Annotated in this window: 13 protein-coding genes; 5 read left to right on the forward strand and 8 right to left on the reverse strand. The window is 60.9% G+C overall.

From position 1 onward, the window contains the following. Positions 1 to 159 precede the first annotated feature (159 nt). Positions 160 to 1122, reverse strand: coding sequence for a hypothetical protein (locus Q7P63_17315; protein ID MDP0501856.1), 963 nt, complete (start codon positions 1120 to 1122; stop codon positions 160 to 162). A gap of 30 nt (positions 1123 to 1152) precedes the next feature. Beyond that, positions 1153 to 4737, reverse strand: a complete 3585-nt coding sequence (locus Q7P63_17320) for a TonB-dependent receptor plug domain-containing protein (GenBank protein ID MDP0501857.1) — start codon at positions 4735 to 4737, stop codon at positions 1153 to 1155. A 124-nt stretch (positions 4738 to 4861) separates the two neighbouring features. Here Q7P63_17320 and Q7P63_17325 point away from each other — a divergent pair, with 124 nt between their 5' ends. Next, positions 4862 to 5920: a LacI family DNA-binding transcriptional regulator gene (locus tag Q7P63_17325; protein MDP0501858.1), complete on the forward strand. Its 1059-nt coding sequence runs from the start codon at positions 4862 to 4864 to the stop codon at positions 5918 to 5920. A gap of 181 nt (positions 5921 to 6101) precedes the next feature. Further along, complete coding sequence (locus Q7P63_17330) at positions 6102 to 7052, forward strand: hydroxyacid dehydrogenase (GenBank protein MDP0501859.1); 951 nt, start codon at positions 6102 to 6104, stop codon at positions 7050 to 7052. A gap of 255 nt (positions 7053 to 7307) precedes the next feature. Here the strand turns inward: Q7P63_17330 and Q7P63_17335 are convergent, their stop codons facing one another. From Q7P63_17335 to Q7P63_17350, 4 genes are all read right to left on the reverse strand, one after another. Then, on the reverse strand, positions 7308 to 8576 hold the full coding sequence (locus tag Q7P63_17335; protein MDP0501860.1) for a BNR-4 repeat-containing protein: 1269 nt from the start codon (positions 8574 to 8576) through the stop codon (positions 7308 to 7310). A gap of 126 nt (positions 8577 to 8702) precedes the next feature. Next, positions 8703 to 12344, reverse strand: coding sequence for a putative Ig domain-containing protein (locus Q7P63_17340; GenBank protein ID MDP0501861.1), 3642 nt, complete (start codon positions 12342 to 12344; stop codon positions 8703 to 8705). Positions 12345 to 12523: 179 nt separating this feature from the next. Continuing rightward, entirely contained in the window at positions 12524 to 14155 is a 1632-nt protein-coding gene (locus Q7P63_17345; protein MDP0501862.1) for a carbon starvation CstA family protein, read from the reverse strand. A 303-nt stretch (positions 14156 to 14458) separates the two neighbouring features. Beyond that, positions 14459 to 15277 carry an AraC family transcriptional regulator gene (locus Q7P63_17350; GenBank protein MDP0501863.1) on the reverse strand — a complete coding sequence of 273 codons (819 nt, stop codon included), beginning with the start codon at positions 15275 to 15277 and terminating at the stop codon, positions 14459 to 14461. Between the two features lie 57 nt (positions 15278 to 15334). On the opposite strand from Q7P63_17350, the gene Q7P63_17355 reads away from it, so the two are divergent. From Q7P63_17355 to Q7P63_17365, 3 genes are read left to right on the forward strand one after another with little or no spacing between them, the layout of a single operon-like run. Further along, entirely contained in the window at positions 15335 to 16549 is a 1215-nt protein-coding gene (locus Q7P63_17355) for a Gfo/Idh/MocA family oxidoreductase (GenBank protein MDP0501864.1), read from the forward strand. Beyond that, positions 16546 to 17655 (forward strand): Gfo/Idh/MocA family oxidoreductase, encoded by a 1110-nt coding sequence (locus tag Q7P63_17360; GenBank protein MDP0501865.1) that lies wholly within the window; start codon positions 16546 to 16548, stop codon positions 17653 to 17655. Before Q7P63_17355 ends, Q7P63_17360 begins: the two co-directional genes overlap by 4 nt. A 5-nt stretch (positions 17656 to 17660) precedes the next feature. Then, positions 17661 to 18440 (forward strand): sugar phosphate isomerase/epimerase, encoded by a 780-nt coding sequence (locus Q7P63_17365; GenBank protein ID MDP0501866.1) that lies wholly within the window; start codon positions 17661 to 17663, stop codon positions 18438 to 18440. 52 nt (positions 18441 to 18492) lie between these two features. On the opposite strand, the gene Q7P63_17370 is transcribed toward Q7P63_17365, so the two are convergent. Together Q7P63_17370 and Q7P63_17375 are read right to left on the reverse strand one after the other, a co-directional pair. Then, positions 18493 to 19332 (reverse strand): alpha/beta hydrolase, encoded by an 840-nt coding sequence (locus tag Q7P63_17370; protein MDP0501867.1) that lies wholly within the window; start codon positions 19330 to 19332, stop codon positions 18493 to 18495. Positions 19333 to 19568: 236 nt separating this feature from the next. Then, positions 19569 to 22703 carry an error-prone DNA polymerase gene (locus Q7P63_17375; protein ID MDP0501868.1) on the reverse strand — a complete coding sequence of 1045 codons (3135 nt, stop codon included), beginning with the start codon at positions 22701 to 22703 and terminating at the stop codon, positions 19569 to 19571. Positions 22704 to 22729: the final 26 nt, after the last annotated feature.

Raw genomic sequence — 22729 nt, forward strand, 5'->3', positions numbered from 1 at the left:
GTTCTCTTGACGAGAATGGGTGGCACAAATCTCTCCAGAAATACTAGAAGTAGCCGTCTCAAGAAGGGGGCCGAGGCGCTTGTGATGCACGCCAACGGCCCCCAATATAAGGGCGGAGCGTTCAGGGGCTCCGGTCTGGTCTGTGGTCGAAAGTGACGCTTAGCGAGTCACCCACGTCCAGGCACCCGTCTCCTGGACAAAGTTCTCGGGCAGGTAAACCCACTTGTTCAGGCGGTAAGACCACACCCAGTCGCCGTCGATATAGAGCCACTGCATGAAGTCGCCGGTGTCGACATTGCCATCGCCGTCGATCGTCCATCCCGCCCAGGTATTTGCGCTCGCACAGTCTTCACCCGGAGCACAGAGAACTTCTCCAGAAGCCAGGTAGAGATCATCGAGGAAGAGAAAATCGGTGCCGTAATAGCCTTGGGCGGTATCGCCGGAGCCGATTACGACCGTTGCCGTCGTCATGGGCGCGTCGGTGGCCCCGCCGCGGAACAAAAAGTCGGTGGCACTGGTCGTGCCATCGGTTTTATCGAACACGATCTCCGTTACCTCAGTGTGCTGGCCTCCGCGGATGTAGCACCGGGAGAGGTCGTTTGCATTGTCTACCACCAGCCAGACTTCGTACCAGACGCCGGTCTGGCTCACATGGTTGGTCGTGTAGTAGTTGCCAGAATCGCGGACTTCGAAGCTACCGTCCCGAATCGCGCCTGGGAGGCGCAGCATGGACTTGTAGGCACCCCAGCCGGTCACTTCCGCACCCGGTGTCGAGTGAACGCCAATCGAGCAACTGACATCGAGGCCGGACATGTAGTAACGGAAATACAGAGTGCCGGTCTCGCCGTCGGCGATGGGCTCGGGGAGCGACCAGGATACGTTGATGTTGTTATTGATCGTCGCTCCGGCCCACGGATAGAGGACATCGTTGGAGGCGCTGGACGGGTCGTCGACCACGTAGACGTCTCCGTCGGGGTCACCCGGTTTTTGGGTGACGACCATCGAGGCGCTGGTCTCGCCGTCATCGAAGGTGTCGATTTTAACCCATTGGCCGTGAAGACTGGAAGCGGCCAGAACAAGGGCTGCCAGGCAAGATGCTTTGGAGGGAGTTCGGTAGCTCATACGCATAAGGGAGGAGTTGTTTGGAGTGAGTTAGAAATTGATCCCGGCGCGGATGCGGAACGTGCGGGGGGAGTGGTAGACTTCTGTCCGGCGCTGGGCGACGGCAGCGCCGTTGCCGTCGTAGTAGGTAATCGTGTTGAGGGAATGGTCGTCATCCAGCAGGTTGTAGACGTTAAACTGGATGAAATAACCGACACGCTGCGTTTTCCAGCGGTAGCCGATCCGGAAGTCCATCGTGTAGCGCTCTTTGGTCTCGGGCGTCATGTAGAGGTTCTCCGCCAGGTCGGTCCCCCCAATGGCGACCGCCGTTTGCGCCGGGCCGGTGTAGCGAACGCCCAGGCCTGCCGAAAGGCCGTCGAGCGGGCCCTCGTCAAACGCGTAGTTCGTCCAGATGTTCGCGACCTCGGTGGGGCCAAAGTAGAGGCTTACGCCGTCGATCCCGCCACCCGAGAGCATCTGGTTGGGCAACGGCCGTCCGTTTTCATCGGTCTCGAAGTTCTCGCGGCCGATAATGCGGACCCAGGCGTCGTATTCGGTGGTGTAGTTCGTGCCGTCCGCGGTCAGGGTGGGTGCGAGCACCAGGGGGCCGTCCACCTCGCGCTTCACGTGACTGAAGGTAAACAGGATCTGCCAATTCTCCGTGGGGCTGAAGATGATTTGCCCATCGATGCCAGTGCCCTTTTCGGCGAAGAGGACGTTGGCACCTTGGCTGTTACTCGGGTTGTTGTTGACGGTATCTTCCGTGCCGCCCGAGTAATAGATGGGCACAAATTCCGTCTGCCCCCGATCGTTGAAAGCCGCCTCCATCGCACTCACGAGAATCTGCTGGAAGTCGGGGTTGGGGTGATTGGGATCCTTCAGCGCATCATACGAGATATTGACGAAATTGCGGCTGACGGCGACTTCGCGAGCGTTTGTCACCACGCGCTGATGCTCGGCAAAAGCGATACCATATTCGGAGTTTTCGACATAAGTACCGTCGCGGGAAACAGCCCCCACCCTGCCGTCAAAGAGTTCAGGATGCGACGCGGCAAAGCCAGCGGCTTCGATCGCGGCGTCCAGATAGCTGGCGTCGATCTCGTAGGAGATGGGGAGCGAGGGGTCGAAGCGGCCGGAAGCGGATTGCGGCTCGTTGGCCCCACCCACCCACCGTGAGGGGTTGGGTGCATCGCTCCAATACCACACCGCGTTCTCGCGCTCGATCTGGAAGGCGGAGAGGGTGCCGGAGATCTTGCCATCCCACAGGTCGAACTTGAGCCCGATCTCGTAGCTCTGCGTCGTCTCGGCACCGATCGGCTGATCCAACCCGTCGCGCAGGCCCGAGTTGGGGAACACGCCCTCTGCGGTCAATAGATAGAGCGACAGGTCTTCCGTGAGGCGGTAGCTGAGGGCGGCCGTTGCCGTGTCGATGGAAACACTCTCGGGGCGGCCATTTTCGTCGACAAAATTGTATTCTTGCGTGCCGTTGGGGTTGTCGCGTCGATACTGCGCGTATTCCTCGGCGATGAGCTGGTTCAGCGTCTTGCCGCCCGAGTTGTTGATCACGATATCATCGAGAGCAGGGATGGGCGTAAATTCTTCGGTGCCGTAGCCCAAGGTGTAGGGCAGGATCTGGTTGTCCCCTTGGCCCCTCCCTTGCACTCCGCCCCGCAGTTCCAGCAGAAAGGGGTCTTGCCGCGGGTTGACGTCACGGATGCGCAGCTGCTCCCGTTCCTTGACTTGATAGCGATCGTTGCGAGCACCGAGGATCAGGTTGAGCTTCCCGTCGAGCAATTCTCCCTGGTAGATGGCATTGTGGCCCAGATACCACAGATCCGCCTCCATGTAGCCGGATCGCACAAAGCTGCGGGGTGCCACGCGCTTCCCGGTCGCCTCATCGGTGTAGCCGAGCTGCGTCGGGTTGTAGCGATTGTCGCCGAGGATGGCGACATTCTCCCCTTGGTAGCGCAAGGGCGAGAAGTCGAAGATGCCGCGAATCTGGTAAGGGTCGTTTTCCTCGTCGTATTTGGAGTAGGCAGCTGAACCGGCGAGGCTCGAACCGGCGCCACCCGGCGTGTCGATAAAGCTCACGGTATCGGAGATTTCCTGCCGTCCGATGGTAAAGGTGTGGCGCTCTCCGCCCAGCCATTCCGTCTCCAGGAGATAGGAGGCCTTGAGCGCGTATTGCCAGGTTTCAGCTTCCGAAGGGTTCTCGTACCAGAAGTAGCGCACGAATTTCCAGTCATCCTGAAGCTGCCCGGTCGTCCCCACTTCACGCGGATTCGGCACTCGGAAGAGTTCTGCCACTCCACCGTCGGCCGAGGTGGCGCCGGTGGCCGGGATCGCTTCCAGCTCGGGGTTCATGGCCCAGTTCTTTGACTGCGGCGTCAGCTCCGGTTCGCCCCGGGTGATGGACTTGAGGGCCACTTCAAAGCGCTCCACATCCTGATGGGAATAGTTGAAGCTGGCGCGGATCGTGAGGTTTTCGACCGGCTCAATGTCGAAGATCGAAACGAAGCTCCATTCATCCCGCTCGTAATAAGTGTCGGGGCCAGACAAGCGGAACGAGCGGTCGAGGTGGCCGTATTCCGGGGTCGCACCCGGCTTCGGGATATGGGTGCCCTGCTCATCCTGATTGTCGAAGGTCCAGGCCCAGTTGTAGCGCTCGTTGTATTCGTTGCGGAACTCCGACCAGGAGCCCGCGAGGGGGAAGCTGTCGTAGAGCGACTGTGCGCCGATGCCTTCGCGGCGGAAGTTGCCATACTGGACCTCCGTGAAGAGCTTTGAGCGCTTGAAGGGATACCATTCAAGCTGAGCCACCGCATAGCGTTTTTCATCGCTGCGGAAGTCCGTCCAGTCGTCGCGCGTTTCATAGGAGCCAGCCAGGCGGAAGTTGAGCCCGCGTTCACCGCGGATGAGCGGGCCGGTGACATCAAGCGTGCTGCGGCTAAGGTCGTAGCTGCCAGTGGTGTAGGTCACTTCCCCGCGGTATTCGCTCATGGGCCGCTTCGGCAGCTGATTGACGATGCCCGAGAGGACGTTGATCCCGTAGAGCAAGGAGGCTGGGCCTCGCACAATTTCCAGGCGCTGGATGTTTACCGAGTCACTCAGACTGCCGAGCACTACGCCATAGGCCGGCACGATCGAGCCGACGCGGAAGCCCAGCCGCTGCTGGTTGGGCACGTCGTAGCCACGAATGTTGACGGTGTTGGCAAAAGGATCGTTGGTGCTCGCCGAAGAAGACGGGGACCGGTCGGAGATGGTCGAATTGTTCGCACCGGGCGAGTTTCCTTCCGAGCCGGCACCGCTCTGGAACGTCTCCTGTTGGATCCCGGCCGAATAGCGCAAGGCTTCTTCGATATTGGTCGCACCAATGTCGGTGATCAGATCCTCGTTGACGACTTCGACCGGCACCGGCAGATCGCGGATGGCCATGTTCAAGCTGGTCGCAGAAACCGAGTTGGCCGAGTAGTAGCCGCGGTCTTCAGAGGCGGTGACTTCGAAAGCCGGCAGGTAGACCACCTCGTCATCTGCGTTGGCGGGCGGGGCTTCCTGGGCGGCGAGGCTGACGGAAGAAAATGCGAGCAGCGGAACCAGATACGTCCGCCCCCTGCGGGGTAGTTTATGAGTGCACATTACGTTGGGGAACTTTGGGGCTAAACCGAGGCGTGATTCAGAGTAGTAATCGAGACGCTAAAGACGACCCCCGCATCGCTCAAAATGTTCTGGAGTCTCTCCGTAGACTTGGTACGCTTTTTATATGAACGAGCGCGTAACCATGCGGCAGATAGCGGAGAAAGCGGGAGTCCATTACACCACCGTATCACTTGCTATCCGAAAGCATCCCCGAATTCCCGCTGCCACCAGAGACCGCATCCTCAAGATTGCCGATGAGATGGGTTATGTGGAAGACGCGCACCTCTCTGCGCTCAATCAATACCGCATCAACAAGCGAGTCGGCAAAGGGCAGGTAAAGGCCGCGCTGGCGTGGATCAACGTGGCGGAATCCGCAGCTTACATCAAAGAGCACAAGTACATCCGCAGCTATTTCCGCGGGGCCGAAGAGCGTGCCAAAGCACTAGGTTATAATCTCGAGGTCATCTCTTTGTCGGCAGGCGGTATTTCCCCGGCGAGAATGGTACAGATCCTGAATGCGCGTTCCATCCGGGGTGTATTGCTGGGGCCGGTAGAACGCGGGCACCGCGAGATCGTCGCCGCGCTCCAGCAGATCGACTGGGCCCCCTATGCCGTTACGGCCTTCGGCTACTCATCTCGAGAGATCGCCTGCAACCGCGTAACCGTCGACCACTATACAGCCGCGCGGATGACCGTGTGGGAGTTCGCCAAGCGGGGATACATGCGGCCCGGCATCCTGCTGGACGAAAACTCCAACCTGCGGCTCAACCGCCTCTGGCAGGCAGGCTTCCTCGCGGGTTGTGAAGACATGTATGGCAAGCAAACGGTGCCGCCTTGCCTGGTTTCGTCCGGCGAAAACCTGCTGTCGCGCTTCGAAAACTGGTACGAGAGCTTCGAACCCGACGCCATCGCTACGCAGATGAGCCTCCGGGTAGAAGCTTACTTCCATAAATTCGGGCTCCAGATCCCGGAAGACGTCGGCATCGTCCACCTAGAGGATTCCGACCGCAATTTTGCGATGATCAACCAGAACGATCAGGAGATTGGCAGGACCGCGATCAACCTCGTGGTGGGGGCGTTGCACCGCAACGAGTTCGGGCTGCCGCCCCATCCCCAGACCACCCTCGTGCCGCCGATCTGGGAGAACGGATATTCCGTGAGGGCCCCCAGCCGCCAGGCCTGAACGGGGTCGGCCGCGGGCCGATCTACGGAGAGACTAGGAAAAGCATGGTTTGCGTCGAAAAGCCACATCAAGCTGAGGCATTTAACGCAAGACTATGACAGACTCCATGTACGAAACCCCGCCACGAGCCCTTCTCAATTGCTCCGCTAGAGAATGGCGCCGCGTCTTCAGCCCAGCAGTCGTGGAGCGCCTCCAGACCTTGCTCGACTTCGACCCATCGTGTCTCCCCGAATGCTACCCCATTCCCGAGGAAACGCTACTGGACCAGCCAGCGGGAGCGACCGTCGCCCTCAGCACCTGGGGTTGCGCGCCTTTGACCGAGAATGTGCTGGAACGTCACCCCGACCTCAAGCTCATCATCCATGGCGCCGGCTCGATCCACAAGTTCCACACGCCTGAAGTTACCCAGCGCGGCATCGTCGTATGCTCCGCCGTGCATCTGAATGCGCAGCCGGTAGCCGAGTTTTGCCTGGGTGTAATCCTCGCCTCACTCAAGGACCTCTACGGATGGAAGGAAAAACTCAAGCAGGAGGGCACCCCAGATGGTTGGCGCAAGCTGGTGCTCGGCTTTTCGGGCGGCTATTACAAGACCAAGATTGGTTTGATTGGCTTTGGAGAGATCACCAAGTATCTGCTCACGCTGCTGCAGAAGTTCGATTTCGACGTCTATGTCGCATCGCAATATTTCAGCAAGACCGACGAAAGGCGCTTTCGCGCCAGAAGCGCATCACTGGAGTGGATAATGAGTAATTGTAAAGTCGTATCTCTCCATAGTGCGAGCACGCCTAAAACCCGCCACATGATTAACGCGGACAACCTGAAGCTGCTCCAGCCCGGTGCAATTCTTATCAATACGGCCCGAGGTGCTATCATTTGTGAAGAAGACCTGGCCGCTCGCCTTAACCAAGGAGACATTACAGCTTATCTCGACGTGACGGATCCTGAGCCCCCGGCCTTGGATCATCCGTTTTACCAGCTTCCCAATTGCTACCTGACGCCGCATGTATCGGGGTCGATTTCAAACGAAGTCACGCGACTCGGGGATTACGTGCTGAGGGAAGTCGAGAATTTTCTTTCGAACCACCCTCAGGAGAATTCGCTCGATTTGGCGAGCATCGCCTTGCGCGCATAGAAGGGAATTCACTTCCTGTCGCAAAACCTGCGGTAGGCGTTCAACAGGAAAGGGGGCCTATCCGGCCCCCTTTCACATTTTGCAGCAGTAATTGGCGGCGGGCTGATCCCCCAGATCGCGTTTCACCGCCACCGTTGCCAGCGGTCTTGTGTTTCCCTCGTTTCGGTCGTTCATCTACCAAAAGGCGGTGGTTTAGCCCTTTGCAGCGCATACCACCGCCCCACCCTTCACGTTGGGCAGAAGCTCTGTGCCTTCTCAAGGCGCGGCGCTCAAATCCACCGCAAATACCGGCCACTTCCCGGAATAGTCCGAGCGGTCTTCTTCTCGGTTCTTCTGCTGGATCAGCATTTCGAACTCAGGCCGCCCCTGGTCAATAAAAGCGGTCTGCCAGGCCCGATCGGAGCCGTTACCGAATGGGATTTCCGACTCCAGCACGAGGCGCCACTCGCGGGCAGCCTCATCCAGCTCCCAAACCTGAAGCTGGCTGGTCGTCACATCCACATGTGAAGCCATTCGCAGCGTGCCGTCTTCCTTGCGCCGCAGGTCGGTGGGAAAGCCGGGCGCGATTTCCCGATGCTGCCACTCCCCGTCGCGATGAACCGCCCAGTGGACCGTCCGATCGCGACTGTAGGCGACAACAGGCTCACCCGTGTCGAGGTGAGTCGAGACCAGCCCGCGGATCAGCAGGTCGTCGGGAGCCGGGCCCGACTCGACCACGATGCAATGCGCCAGCATTTCGTCCAGGTCGATCAGGTCTCCGAGCTCGGTGCCGTCGGCTGCCATCCAGGTCTCGGTCTCGGGCATAAAGTAGGCAAAATACGCGTTGCGGGAGCCCCGGTTGTGCCCGGTGGGCCCTCCGTGCATCGTCCAGGCAAACTGGATACGCAGGGGGTGTTCTGGCGTCGCCGCTTCCACTTCGAAGTTGTTGGCGTAGACCTCGTCGTATTTGCCTGGGTCCTTTTTCTGGGAATCGAAAGCTGGGCGGTGCTCTGACCAAGTGGCACCGTGGTCGACCGATTTGATGTAACCAAAGGGCCGGTAGGGCCAACGGATATCCATATTGACGGAGTAGAAGACATACACCGCGTCTTCGGTTGAAATCAGCATCGGGTATGCGTTCTTGCCGACCGCAATCTCTCGCGTTTCCCATTCGCCCATCAAGTCGTGGGGCTGGTTTGCCCGTGCGAGGAAAAGGCTGTCTCCGTGGTCGGCCCAGGCGATCATGAGGCGGCCGTCGGGCGCCTGCGCCATGTTGGGGTAGTTGTGGTAGTCGGGCCGCGAAAAGTATTCAAGGTGTCGGATCTCCTTGACCGGAGACCACTCGCCCGCGGCATGATCAAAAGCGCGGCCAAACACGCTCATCCCGCCACCATTCCAGCAGACAAAGGTCTTGCCGGCAGCAGCGTCGTAGAGGCCATATCCATGCGGCCGCCGGCAGCCATAAGTGGCATTGGTGGCGATTTCCTGAAACTGGGCGGTCTCGTTGCCGTCGGAGCCCTGCAAAGGGGCGCAACCGGACAGCATCAAGGGAAGCAGTAGACTGCAAAGGTAGCTAGGCTGAATGTGCATCATGATAGGTCATTCACGTCTGATTGAAAAAACAAAAGGAACGGGAGTGATAGGCTCCCGTTCCTTGCCTCAGAGATGTAGTTAGGGTGCAGTCGTGCCCCCGATGGCCCAGACGGGCCAGGTACCGGAGTAGTTGCTCGTCTCCTCGCTGCTGTTGATCTGCTGGATCATGATCTCCAGCTCAGGCTGCCCATCGTCGATGAAGCCAGCCTGCCAAACGGTGTTTGCGCCGTTTTCAAACGGGATCGGCTGTTCGAAGGTCTTGAGCCATGCCCCGCCCGGCGCAACGCTCGTGAAGAGCTGCAGGCTGTAGCTGCTGCCCGTGCGGACCAATGCACGCACGTCGCCCGTCGCCGTCCGCTGGATGTCGCGCGCCATGCCGACGCCCACGTAGTCGTGTTCCCATGCCCCGTTCTGGTAGGTCGCGACATAACAGGTGCCCATCAGGGAGTAAACAACGGCGGGCACGCCCCCGTCGAAATGCGTCGCAGCCAGACCGCCCACGAGGATGCCACTCGGCTCCGGTCCCGACTGGACCACCACGCAGTGCGCCTGCATCTCGGCATAGTCGATGGTTACGCCGAGATCGGTGCCGTCGACGGCTTGCCAGGTGCCAGTCGCAGGGATGAAGTAGGCGAAATAGCCGTTGTGAGACCCGATGTTGTGACCATTGGGCCCACCGTGCATCGACCAGACAAAGTGGATGCGGTCGGGCTGGCCACCAATGCCGGGCTCGAGGTGGAAGTCGTTGACATACGGCTCATCGTAGTGGCCGGGGTCCATTTTGGCCGAGTCGATCGCGTTCTGGTGGGTGGACCAGGTGGCGCCGTTGTCCTCTGAACGAATGAAGCCGAAGGACCGGTAAGGCCAGCTGATGTCTTCCTGCACGTTGTAGAAGATAAAGACCGAACTTCCCCAGGCCAAGATCATCGGGTAAGCGTTGCCGTTGTCACTAATCTTCTCGTGCGTCCAAGCCGTATCCAGGGTATGAGGATCCGAAGCACGCAGGAGGTATAATTCGTCGGCGTGATCTGCATACGTAATCAACAAGTCGCCGTTCGGGGCCTGGGCCATGTTCGGGTAGTTGTGATAAACGTAGGTCTCGTAATAATTGAGGGTCTGGATTTTGGAAGCCGCGCCCCAGGTGCCGGTCGCATGGTCGAACGCACGCCCGTAGATGCTCATGCCGTCACCGTTCCAGCAAACGAAGGTCTTATCCGCCACGGCGTCGTAGAGGCCGTAGCCGTGGGGGCGACGCGAGCCGTAGGAGGCATTGGAGGCCAGCTTGGTGAAGGCACCCACCTGCCTCAGGTCGTCGAGCGGGCCCGCAAAGAAATTGCGCCACTCCCACTCCCCGGAAGCATCGGTGTAAACCCACGGGCTGGCGTCTTCACTGGCGAAGAACCAATAGACCTCGTTCGCCGGCTTCATCCAGTAACCATCCGGTGCTTCGTAAACGTAGATCCAGTCCTGCATCGTGTCGCTGTAAACCCAGGGATACATGTCCCAGATCCAGCCGATGAGAGTGTGTTTCCAGGTAATCTGGTCGGAAGGTTCGAACGGGCTGTTGAGCGACGCAAGGACCTCGATTTGCATGGTTGCCTCTGCGCTGCCAGCCTGGCCATCGGTAGCGGTAAACACCACCGTATAACTGCCTTCGTCGCCCGCGAGCGGCAGACCCGTCAGCGTCTGAGTATTGCCGTCAAAAGTCATCCACGCCGGAAGAGGTCCACCTTCCAGAGAAGCTGCAATTGTGATCGGGTCTCCCTCGTCGTCCGCGAAAAGGTCTTCGGGCAGCGTCACCGTCAACGCGTCGTTGGTCTGGACGGAAGCGCCAGACAGCAGGCGAAGGGCGAAAGGCGGCTGATTGGTCTCGTCGTAGGTTTCCTTGTAGAGAGACAAGGACGTCACGGCATACCCATCGGCCGTGTTGGGAGCCAGGAAAAAGGCGACCGTATCAAAGGCGGTGGTGGCCGTTTCCACGTCAACAGCGGTAGCTTCGTAGCCGGTGATCGAGCCACCGGTAATGCTGACCGCGATGGTCGCTTCGTCGCCTCCGGAGCGCTCGATCGTCAATTGGGCTGAATAAGTCACCCCCGCTTCAAACATACCTCCGCGCACAGTGGTGGTGTCGAGACGCGTGACATAAGCATCGTAGCCGTGGATCAGCTTGGGCGACTCGCCATCGCGCTGCGAAACACGCAGTGCCGGCCCCGGCTCTTCCGTCGTCCCGGTATTGAGGTGGGTGCCGACCATGTAGCCTCGGTAGTTCCCAAACACGCTCACGTCGGGTGAGAGTCCATACCCGTCTTCGGCCACGCGCGTGCCCAGGCTGGAATCATAAAGGCCGAACCTGAACCCGTCGAAGAGCCCCGCCGCGGCAATGTCGCTCGTAAATTCAAAGTCGAATTCCAGCGTCAGCTTCTCGCCCGGCTCCAGCGAAACCTGTCCGTTTTCGGTGAAGTAGCCGACGGAGACCACATTGCGCATCGCGCCAAACAGCGTCTCTGGTTCATAGTAGACGTTGACGGCGCTGACCAAAGAAGAATACCAGGCAGCGGTAGCCGGCAACTGCTGGAGGTGACGACCTGCGGCGGGAAAGGACTCCACCAGCAGCGTCAGGCGGTTCGTCGGCGGCGCAGGCGGGATCACGACTGAGCCTGCAATCTCGAGCGTGAAGGTAGTTTGGACGGTGCCGCCTTGGCCGTCGTCGGCCGTCACCACGATCACGTAGGTGCCAATGTCGTTGGCGGTAGGCGCGGCGTTGAAACGGCCTTCTGCGGCATCGAAGGTCAGCCAGGCGGGCAGTTCCGCCCCACCCTCCAAGCTGGCCGAGAGCGTCAGGCTGTCACCATCCGCATCCACGAAAGCGCCTGGCGGCAAGCTCCATTCGCTTTGCGCCCCGGCATCCACGGAGGTGTCGGCGGGCTCGACCTCGACGGTCGGCGTCTGATTGGGCGGAGGAGCCACCTGCTCGGAAACTACGCAACGGGTAATCTGGTACCCGCCACTGACGTTGTTTGGCAGGAAAAATGCGACCATGTCGAAAGCAAAAACGGGATCGGTGGTGTCCACCACCATCGTCGAGTAGCCCGACAAATCGCCGCCCGTCACATCGGTGGAGACGGTAACTTCCGCCGCATCGGTTCGTGCGATCGTCACTTTGGCCGAGTAAGTCACTCCGGCTTCAAAAGTGCCTTGGCGAGTCGTAGCCGCCTCATCAAGGCGGGTGTAGCCGTCATTGCTGTGGATTAACTTGGGAGAACTCTTGTCGCGCCGGTCCATCCGGATCGCGCTGCTCCCCACGTTCACGTTCCAGCTGACCATGTAGCCGCGATAGGCAGAGAAGTCCGTATTGGTGAGGCCCGTGCCGTCAGCTTCAACGCGATTACCTGCCGACGAATCGTAGACGCCGAAACGGAATCCGTTGTAAAGACCGGCCGTGGTGACGGTGCCGGTCAGCACGACATCGAACTCGACGACCAGAGCTTCACCTGCGTCCAAGGTGAAGGCACCTGCGTCCGTGAAATAAGCGAACAAATGGGAATTCGCGGGCAAACCGACGAAAGAGCCCGTTTCATAGGCGATGTCGGCGGTGCCCCGCGAGCTGTGCCATGCGGCCGTGTCCGGCAGATCCCGCAGGGTGCGCCCGTCGACCGGAAAGCTCTCTTCCAGCAGCACATCTGCGCTCAAGGAGCCGCAGAGGCAGGCGGAAAGAAGCATCCATCCACCAGACGGTGAGAAAATACCTTTCAGAAACTGTATCATTGGGGGGGAGGAGTAGGAGTTATCAGTGGGGTAAGGAGGTCGGGAGTTAATCCCGAGGACAAAATCGGAGACAATGAGACTTCCAGTCTCTCTGGTGATCCAGGGCGGCGGGCCTGTGTTTCAACTGCGGTCATTCAAACCTCCGGCGACAAGTCGGCGCCCAGCGGTTTCAGATGCTTGCGCGACTTGAAAACGCTTCGAGCCGCCATGGTCACCACCACGCACCCCAGGATGATCATCCCCAGCGCCAGCAACCCCAGGAGGCTCAACCCTCCCTGTGCTCGCACAATGAGGAAAAGCGCCGTCAACGGCATCACGACCATCAGCACTGCAGGCACCAGAAGAAATCCATACTTGATGCGACGCCGCTTGAGATAGACCAGCACCGTCACGAGCGAAAGGGCTGCCATCAGCTGGTTCGTCGCGCCAAAAAGCAGCCACACCGCACGCCACACTGGTTGGCCGTCGATCGTGGTAAAGGAAAGGGCCGCCGGGAGGACGAGGACAGCCGCCGTCCCTGCCCAGCGTGTAAGGGTGTTTTGGCAACCGCACAGCTCTTCCAGGATGAAGCGTCCCAACCGGGTACAGGTGTCGAGCGTCGTCAGCAGAAAAGCGGCGACGGCCAGGCTGGCGAAGGTGAGCCCCCAGACGGGCGGTATCCCGAGCCGCGCCATGAAAACGGAGCTGCCGGTCGCGAAGATCTGCACCGCATTGCTGCCCGTCTGCTGGAGCTGGTCCGGCCGGAGGATCGCGAGGGTGGCCAAAGCAAAAACCGCGAGGAGCCCCTCGACCAACATTCCCCCATAGCCGATCCGGCGGACGTCGGTCTCGGTGTTCAACTGGCGGGCGGTCGTCCCGCTCGCCACCACGCTGTGAAAGCCACTGCAGGCCCCACACGCGACGGTCGTAAAAAGGATCGGTACCAGTGGGCCGGCAGCTTCGGTTTCCCAACCGCTGAAAAAGGCGAGCTCCACCGGCTGATCGATCGCCAGCAACGCGCCTCCGAGGCCGAAAACGATCAACCCATAAAGGAACGTCGCGCTCAGAAAATCGCGAGGCTGCAGCAACACGTTTACCGGCAACACTGCGGCGAGGAAGCAGTAGGCCAGAAGCAGCCCCACCCAAAGATCGCGCGAGCCCCAATCCGCCGGGAACCAGTGGCCAAGCGCCAACCCGAACCACGTGAGCGGCACAAAGACCAGCAGCTGCGCCCAGAAGGGCATCGATGTCTTCCGCAGAGTCAGCCCGAATATCAGCGCGACAACCACGAACCAGCCCGAGGAGGTGGCCACCGCCGGAGTTGCCTCAAAGGTGGCGGCGGTCAAGTCGAGGAAGACCACGATCAGGTAGATCAGCGTCAACAGGACGAACAGCAGGATGAGGTTGCCCGTGGTAGGCCCAATCAGGCTCCGGGCGCTCTCGGCGAGCGTCTTGCCACGGTTGCGCACGCTGATAAACGCCGACCCGTAATCATGCACACCCCCTACGAAAATCGCCCCGAGCAGAATCCACATCCAGGTGGGCCCCCAGCCAAAATACAGCCCGGCCAGAATCGGCCCCACAATGGGCCCAGCACCGGCAATTGAAGAGAAATGGTGCCCGAAAACCACACTGGCGCGGGAAGGCACAAAATCGACCCCGTCTTGCTGCACGTGGGCGGGAGTCTTGCGCGCCGGCAGAATCTGGAAGCGGCGGTCGAGAAAGCGGCCATACCAACGGAAGGCGAGCGCGAAAACCAGGGCGCTGATGAGAAGGATCCAGGTCATGATAGGGGTAGTGGGGAGTGCAATGGGAGGCTCACGAAGAGCATCAGCGGGAGACACAGTGACGCGGAGAAGCAAGAATCCCGGACAGCGGAACCAGCGCCGGGTGCAAAGGCAGCCAACGGCCTTGCACCCCTCGAACAACAGGGGTGAAACCTGGAAACGCCGGCTTCGCCTCGGGTAACGGCGATAACTGGAGGCAATTTCGAGCCCCAATCTGGATGACACCGGCCCAAGAACAATCTCCCCGCCGGTCACACTGGAGACTAGCGAGAGCCAGAAGATGAGGCGAACTCCCGCCCTCCCCTATCTTTCGCCGCTCCGCCGTCTCCAGTCGCTCGGCGCCGAACCACGGAAGCGTCGAAACTGGCGGCTGAAGAAGTAGACGTCACGGTATCCAAGGCGCTCGGCAATGGCTTCAATCGTGAGGTCGGTTTCGAGCAGGTAAGCTTCGGCCCGGGAAATCCGCTCTTCGATTGCGAAACGGCCGGGCGCGTAACCGGTAAAAGTCTTGAAGCGACGGGAAAATTGAGAAATGGAAAGCTCGGCCTCAGCCGCAAGCTCATCCAGGGAATAATCCGCCGCCGGATTCCGGCGGATACGCTCCACGATGCGCAGAAGTCGGCGCTCGACGGGCTCCAACGCGCGCTGGTGGCGGCCACGCTCCATTCCCACCAGCAGCAGGCGGAGACCTTGCAGCAAAATCGCGCGGTTGGCCTCGCGATCGAGATAGAACGTTTCCGACAGGTGGCGACACAAGTGTGCCACCCAGGCGACCGGCTGAAGGCGGGCCGGCGGCCGAGGAGCGAAGTATGCTTCCGGCCAGGCGGGATGCCCCTCGCCCAATACCACATGCGCCGTGAAGTTCACCACTCGCCCTGGCCCGGTAGACCATCCGGCGACGGCTTCATTTGGGTGCAAGAGGAAGACGGAGCCCGCCCGAAAGGGAATTTCCTCACCGGCCCGCGAAAACACACCCTCGCCCTCCAGAGCGATCCAGAGGTTCAAATGCGGCCGCCCGGGAGAACGCCAACTCCATCCGGGTGGGTTTTCAAAGACACATATGTTGCGGATCTCTACCTCGTCACTGACGAGCAAATCAAAGCCCATGCGCAAATAGTGCAAATCCTGGCGCGATCGTCCATTGTGAATGCACGACGCCTGCAATATACTGCTAACCATATGAACAAGCCATCTTCGGTGCGTCTGGGAATCGTCGGGGCCGGCGGGATGGGCAGTGTGCATGCCCGGAGCGTCCGGGACGGCAAGATCCCCCAGCTTGAACTCACGGCGATTGCCGACACCCATCCACAGCGGCTCGAAGCCTTCAAAGGGCTGGCCACCTTTACCTCCGCCGATGCGCTCATCGCCAGTGGCAAAGTCGACGCGGTGCTGATTGCGACCCCGCACTACAGCCACACCACCATTGGCATCGCTGCCCTCAACGCCGGTCTGCACGTGCTCGTGGAAAAGCCCATTTCGGTGCATAAGGAGGACTGCGAAAAGCTGATCGCCGCTCATCGCCCCGACTCCGGGCAGATCTTCGCTGCGATGTTCAACCAGCGCACCGATCCACGCTACCGCAAGGTGAAGCAGATGCTGACCGACGGCACGCTCGGAAAGCTGCAGCGACTGAACTGGATCATCACGGACTGGTTCCGCTGCGAGAGCTACTACCGCTCCGGCGGCTGGCGGGCGACCTGGGCAGGTGAAGGCGGCGGCGTGCTGCTCAACCAATGCCCCCACCAGCTCGACCTCTGGCAATGGCTCTTCGGCATGCCCCAACGCGTCACCGCACATTGTCAGCTTGGACGCTTTCACGAGATTGAAGTTGAGGATTCCGTCACGGCATTGCTCGATTACGAAAACGGCGTGCAGGGGGTATTCGTCACGACCACAGGCGAAGCGCCCGGCACCAACCGCCTCGAGATCGTGGGTGAAAACGGCAAGATCATAGTCGAGGAGGAGCACTGCATCCGCTTCATCCGCAACGAAGTAAGCTCAGCCACCTTTTCACGCGCCAGCGCCGAGGGCTTTGCCAAACCGCCAGTGTGGAACATCGAAATTCCGGTCGAGGGCAGAGGCCCGCAGCACGACGGCATCCTCGCCAACTTCACGCAGGCCATCCTTGGGCAGGAAGAGCTCATCGCCCCGGCAAGCGAGGGTATACGCTCCGTCGAGCTCGGCAACGCCATGCTCTTATCGTCCATCCGTGACCAGCCGGTGACGGTGCCTCTCGACGCACAAGCATATGCCGCCGAACTAAAAAAAAGATCGAGTCGTCCACCTTTCGAAAGAAGCCCTCGGGATCGGACGGTAAAGTTCTGGACCTTACGGGAAGCTTCTAACGCCTCTCTCGTGTATCCTCCACTCTGCAACTCCCCAAACTCCCCATGAGCAAAGACGGAATGAATTATCTGCCCGCAATGCGGGCTCGGAAAGTGGTGCAGCCCGGTGAATTCGTTTTCGCCGCCTCACATTTCGACCACGGGCATATCTATGGCCAAGTGCATGGCCTGGCCAACGCGGGCGGCATCTGCAAATACATCTACGAACCTCGGGGGGAGAAACGTGAGCCGCTCAAGGAGTTCATCGCCAATGGCACGAAGGTTGTGGACCACTTTGAAGAGATTCTCGAAGATCCGGAAGTCCAGCTCGTCACCGCTGCTGCGATCCCCAACGAACGGTGCGAGATCGGCCTGCGAGTAATGGAGGCAGGCAAGGACTATCTTACGGACAAATCGCCCTTCACCACACTCGATCAACTCGCTGCCGCCCGCCAGAAGGTAGCAACGACCGGCCGGAAGTACATGGTCTGCTATTCCGAGCGTTTGCTCAATGAAGCAGCCTGGCATGCGGGTGATCTCATCCGCGACGGCGCTATCGGCCGCGTGCTGCAGGTGCTCAACCTCGCGCCCCACAATCTCTCCCCAGCCAGCCGCCCGGAGTGGTTCTTCCAGAAGGCCCGCTATGGCGGGATCCTTACCGATATCGGATCGCACCAGTTTGAACAGTTCCTCGCCTACGCCGGCGCCACCGAAGCCGTGATCCACCACGCGAGGACGGACAATCTGGGCAACCCCGACTACCCCGAGCTCGAAGATTTCGGCGAAGCAACCCTCACCCTCGATACAGGCGCCTCAGCCTATTGCCGGATGGACTGGTTCAACCCCAAAGCTTCCCGCACCTGGGGCGACGGGCGAACCTTCATTCTGGGCGACAAGGGCTACATGGAGCTCCGCAAATACATCAACGTGGCCCAAGACAATGGTGGCGACAAGATCTACCTGGTGAACAACGAAGTGGAACAGGAAATCGACTGCCACGAGCGCATCGGCTTCCCCTTCTTCGGCAAGCTCATCCTGGACGTCCTCAATCGAACTGAGAACGCCATGACGCAAGCCCACGCTTTCAAAGCGGCCGAGCTTTCGATGCAAGCTCAAGCGCTCGCCGACAACTCGCGCTCATTCAAACTTCGCCCCTGGGCAACCAAGACTTCCTGAAACCTATGCAAATCGACCAAATCGGCGTCCAGTTCTTCACGCTCCGGGATCACTGCAAAACCCGTGAGGCTTTTATTGAAACTTGCCTAAAGGTGGCCGAAATCGGCTATCGGGCAGTCCAGATCAGCGCGATCGACCGGAGCGTGATCTGCGAGCCCGACATCGCCGCCATCTGCGCCGACCACGGCCTCACGATCTGCGCTACGCATGAGGCAGGCGCCGACATTCTGGAACGGCCTGCCGAAGTCGTAAAGCGGCTGCAAGCGCTCGACTGCGCGATCACGGCCTACCCCTACCCTGCGGGGATCGATTTTGGCGATGAAGCCTCCGTCGCAGCGTTGATCCAGCGACTGGACGCCGCTGGTGAGGTGCTCGCCGAGGCAGGTCAGGTGCTGACGTATCACAATCACCAACACGAGTTTCGTCGCCTCCACGGGCGGCTGGTTCTCGAGCGCATCTATGCGGAAAGCGGAGCCCGGAATCTCCAGGGCGAGATCGATACCTATTGGGTGCAATATGGCGGGGGTGATCCGGTCGACTGGTGCCGCCGTCTTCGCGGACGCCTGCCGATTATTCACCTCAAGGACTTCCGCATCAATTCCGAGGCCCAGATCGAGTATGCTGAAGTCGGCGCTGGCAACCTGAACGTTCCCGCCATTATTGAAGCCGCCGAGGCCTCGGGCTGCCAGTGGTTCGTCGTCGAGCAGGACTCCTGCCCAGGCAATCCGTTCGATTCGATCGCCCAGAGCTTCGCCTATCTGAAGACCTTGGCGGCCCACGCTTGATCGAATTCCGTAGCAAAGGCCGCGGCCAAAGCCGGGCCTCCGGTCTCAGCACCTATTCCTTGGCCGATAAATGTTCTGCAAGGAAGTCCAGAACTACTGGTCGAAGATCCAATTCACTCGGGCGGAGATCGAACGAATGCGGAGCGCCTTCGATTTCCACATACCGATGTGGAACGTCCAGCTCGGCCAGGCGTTCCACCAAAGTACGCGACTGATCCACGTTGATCGTTTTATCCGCCGTCCCGTGAACCACCAGAAAGGGCGGAGAATCCGGACCAATGTAAAGGAGCGGCGAGGCCTTCGCTTCGAGCGCCAAATCCGAGGCATCTTCCGATCCGGGAAAGGGCGTCAAACGCTGCCCCCGGAGGTCGGCAACTCCATAGGAAGTGATCACACAGGCGACCTTTCCAAATGACGCCTCGCGGTTGCCCTCTTCTTCGCTCCACGCCTGGAGGGCGGAGGGAATCCCCAGCATCATCGCAAGGTGCCCACCAGCCGAGCATCCCAATACGCCGATACGATCCGGATCAATGTGATAGCGTTCCGCATTTGTCTGCACAAAGCTAAGCGCCGCAGCACAATCCAACAGGCTTTGCGGCCACGCCAACTCCGTGATCCGCAAAACAATTTCTTCATCACGTCCTCCGACGTTGAGCAAATAATCGGTTGAGAAAACGGCGTAGCCTGCCTCGACCAGATCGTTGGCAATAGAAGCAGTCCGCGCCTCAGCCTTGTCTCCATGCAACCACCCACCCCCGTGGATCAAGAGCACCGCAGGCAACGGCCGATCAAAACGCTCCACCGGTAGATAAACGTCGAGCGTCTCACCTCGTCCAGCGGGAAGAAACGCCACATCTCGAATAAGCTCCGGGCCGGCAGACAGAATGTTCATGAGAAACAAGCTTGTTAAAATCAGGAGGGAACGAAGGGGCATTGGCATCAGGGGCATATGAAAGTGATGTCTCTAAACTTCATCTCTTTCCCGCTATTTGCCATCTCAATTGCAGTCGCTCTGATGACTGACGACCACCCAGCGAAAAACGCCCGCTCCTTCCAGCGGAAGAGCGGGCGCATAAATCGAACGCTGCTTGGGCGGAAATCGACAGCAGGTTAAATGGCCGCTCACTCCTATCTAAAATCGTGCGACACCATCACGGGGCCGTCGGCGGTGTCGAGGCGTTGGATGGTGGAGGCGATGACGTGGATGGTGCCGTGCTGAAGCTGGAGTTCGCCGGTGATTTGCAGGTAGGGTTCGGAGACGATGGTGAGGCGGAGGCGTTCGAAGAGCTTGGAGTAGACGACGCAGTTGGCGATGCCGGTTTCGTCTTCGAGGCTGATGAACACGACGCCTTTGGCGGTGCCGGGGCGCTGTCGGCAGATGACGGCGCCGGCGACAGTGACGCGTTGGCCGGTGCGGCCCTGGCTCAGGCGGGCGGCGGTCCAGATGTGGGGCGGCAGGCCGGGGCGCAGTTGTTTGAGCGGGTGCGGACCGACCGTCATGCCCATCCCGCTGAAGTCGGCTTCGACGCGCTCCTGCGGGCTCATCGGTGGCAGCGGGTCGAGGTCGGGGATCTCTTCAGGGGCAGTGTCCGGGCCGCTAGCCTGGCTGGCGGCCCAGTCAAAAAGGTCACCGGGGGAGTGCACACGCTCGACCTCCCAGAGGGCGCGGCGCCGATTGCCGCAGAACGCGTTGAGCGCCCCCACCCTCGCCAGTGCGCGCAGTTCGTCGCGGGCAAAGCGGGTGCGGCGCTTGAAGTCATCGAGACTGCGGAATGGTGCTTCGTGCCGGGCCTGCAGCGCGGCTTCGATGGCTTGGCGGTTGACCCCGCGCACGCGGTCTAGGCCGAGCCGGATCGTGTGGTCGTCTTCGATCGTGCAGGCGGCCTGTGATTCGACCACGCACGGTGCGCGGAAGCGCAGGCCTCGGCGGCGAGCATCCTGGATCAACGTGGCGGACGAATAAAAGCCCATCGGCTGGTTGTTGAGCAGCCCGGTGTAAAACTCGGCCGCGCGGTGGACCTTGAGGTAGGCGCTGGCGTAGGCGATGAGGGCAAAGCTGATCGCGTGGCTCTCAGGGAAGCCGTAGAGCGCAAACGAGCTGATCGCCTTCACCATTTCCTCGACCACGTCTTCGCCGTAGCCTTGCTCGCGCAGGGCGCGCCGCAGCTTCGTCATGATGCGGTTCATGCGCTCTTCGCTGCGGTGGAAGCTCAACGCACGACGCAGCTCCTCGGCCTCGTCGCCGGAAAATTCGGCCATGATCATCGCCATGCGCAGCACCTGCTCCTGAAACAGCGGGATGCCCAACGTGCGGTCCAGCACCGGCCTCAAGCGCTCGTCGATAAAGGTGGGCCGCTCACGACCGGCCCGGCGCTCAAGGTAAGGGTGCGCTAGTCGGCCGGCGATTGGGCCAGGCCGGATGATCGCCACCTCAATCACGAGGTCGTAAAACTCGCGCGGCTGCATGCGCGGCAGGGTCGCCATCTGCGCCCGGCTCTCGACCTGGAACACGCCCACCGTATCCGCCGCGCAAAGCAGATCATAGGTGGCCGGGTCATCCTTCGGGATCTGCGCGAGGTCGATGCCCCTGCCCCGCTCGCGCGTCAGCTCGATCGCGTCCTGCATCACCGCCATCATGCCGAGGCCCAGCAGGTCGACCTTCACGATGCCGAGGTCTTCGCAGTCGTCCTTGTCCCACTGGCAGACGGTCCGGCCCAGCATCGAAGCGTTCTCGAGTGGCACCACGCTATCGAGCCGCCCCTGGCAGATCACCATGCCGCCGCTATGCTGCCCAAGGTGGCGCGGCAGGCCATACATCTGCCGATAGCAGTCGAGCAGCGCGGGCGTACGCGGGTGCTCGGCGCCGATCCCGGCCTGCGCGAGATGGTCCTTCAGCGCCATCGTGTGCTGGAAGTCGCCATGGTGGAAGAGCTGACTGAAGCGGCCCAGCAGCGCCTCGGGCAGGTTGAGCGCCTTGCCGATCTCGCGCACCGCGCTGCGGCCCCGGTAGGTGATCACGTTGGCCGTCATCGCCGCGCCGAGTCGGCCGTAACGCTCGTAGACCTCCTGGATGACGGATTCGCGCCGGTCGCCGCTGGGCAGATCAAGGTCGATGTCGGGCCAGCTTTTACGCCCCTCGGAGAGGAAGCGCTCGAAGAGCAGTTTGCCGCCCACCGGATCGACCGCTGTGATGCCGAGGCTGTAGCAGACGGTGCTGTTGGCCGCGCTGCCCCGCCCCTGTACAAGGATGCCCTTTTCGCGGCAGTAGTTGCAGATGTCCCAGACGATCAGGAAGTAACCGGCGAAGCCGAGCTTGGCGATCAGGGCCAGCTCGCGCTCAATCTGCGCCCGCACGGCCGGGCTGATGCCGCCGTAGCGTTGGGATGCGCCGAACCAGGTCACTTTGCGCAGGAACGAGTCCATCGTCTCACCCGCCGGCACCGGATAATCCGGGAAGCGGTAGCCGAGGTCGTGCAGCGTGAACTCGAGGCGATCGGCGACGCGCTGGGTATTGTCAACCAGCGCCGGGCAGTCGGCAAAGAGCCGCCGCATGGCTGCCTCGCCCTTCACATGCCGCTCGGAGTTGCGGCTGAGCAGCGTGCCCGCGGCGTCGAGGTGCGTGTGGTGGCGCAGGCAGGTAAAGATGTCGGCCACGCGCCGCCCTTCCGCCTTGGCATAATCGACTCCGCCGGTCGCGATGGCGGTCAGCCCTGTCTGTGTGGCGACATCCTGCAGCACGCGGTTCCAGACCGACTCGCCGCGCAGGTGGTGGCGTTGCAGCTCGATGCACAAGCGGTCGTGGGGGAAGATCGCCTGCAGGCGCGCGACGGACGCCTCAAGTCCCGCTTTGCCCTCGCGCTCCCAAGCCCGCCGCAGTGGTCCCTCCTGTGGATCTCCGGACAGCGCGATCAGTCCCTCGGCAAACTCCGGCAGCTCGTCCCAGGTCACCTGCGCCTCGCCCTTCGGCGCGCGCAGCAAGGCCCGGGTCAGCAGGCGGCTGAGGCCCTGATAACCCTCCTGCGTCGCCACCAACACCGGCAAGACAGAACCGTCTGCCATCACCAGTTCGCTGCCGACCAGCGGCCGCACGCCCTCTTCCTGTCCGGCGGCGTGAAAGCGGGCGGTGCCGTAGAGGCCGTTGCGGTCGAGCAGCGCCATCGCGGGCAATTCGGCGGACGACGCGGCGTCGATCAGCGCCTCAGGCTGGGAAGCGCCCCGGAGCCAGCTGAACGCGCTGCGGGCATGGAGTTCGACATAAGACATGGAAATTTGAACAGGAGTTAAAAGGA

The sequence above is a fragment of the Verrucomicrobiota bacterium JB022 genome, assembly GCA_030673845.1.
GTDB lineage: Bacteria > Verrucomicrobiota > Verrucomicrobiia > Opitutales > Oceanipulchritudinaceae > WOUP01.

Coding starts and splice junctions, on each gene's coding strand:
- Q7P63_17360 (MDP0501865.1), top strand. CDS start 16,546: ATGAGCAAAGACGGAATGAATTATCTGCCCGCAATGCGGGCTCGGAAA.
- Q7P63_17355 (MDP0501864.1), top strand. CDS start 15,335: ATGAACAAGCCATCTTCGGTGCGTCTGGGAATCGTCGGGGCCGGCGGG.
- Q7P63_17340 (MDP0501861.1), bottom strand. CDS start 12,344: ATGCTTCTTTCCGCCTGCCTCTGCGGCTCCTTGAGCGCAGATGTGCTG.
- Q7P63_17335 (MDP0501860.1), bottom strand. CDS start 8,576: ATGCTGTCCGGTTGCGCCCCTTTGCAGGGCTCCGACGGCAACGAGACC.
- Q7P63_17370 (MDP0501867.1), bottom strand. CDS start 19,332: ATGAACATTCTGTCTGCCGGCCCGGAGCTTATTCGAGATGTGGCGTTT.
- Q7P63_17325 (MDP0501858.1), top strand. CDS start 4,862: ATGAACGAGCGCGTAACCATGCGGCAGATAGCGGAGAAAGCGGGAGTC.
- Q7P63_17315 (MDP0501856.1), bottom strand. CDS start 1,122: ATGAGCTACCGAACTCCCTCCAAAGCATCTTGCCTGGCAGCCCTTGTT.
- Q7P63_17320 (MDP0501857.1), bottom strand. CDS start 4,737: ATGTGCACTCATAAACTACCCCGCAGGGGGCGGACGTATCTGGTTCCG.
- Q7P63_17345 (MDP0501862.1), bottom strand. CDS start 14,155: ATGACCTGGATCCTTCTCATCAGCGCCCTGGTTTTCGCGCTCGCCTTC.
- Q7P63_17365 (MDP0501866.1), top strand. CDS start 17,661: ATGCAAATCGACCAAATCGGCGTCCAGTTCTTCACGCTCCGGGATCAC.
- Q7P63_17375 (MDP0501868.1), bottom strand. CDS start 22,703: ATGTCTTATGTCGAACTCCATGCCCGCAGCGCGTTCAGCTGGCTCCGG.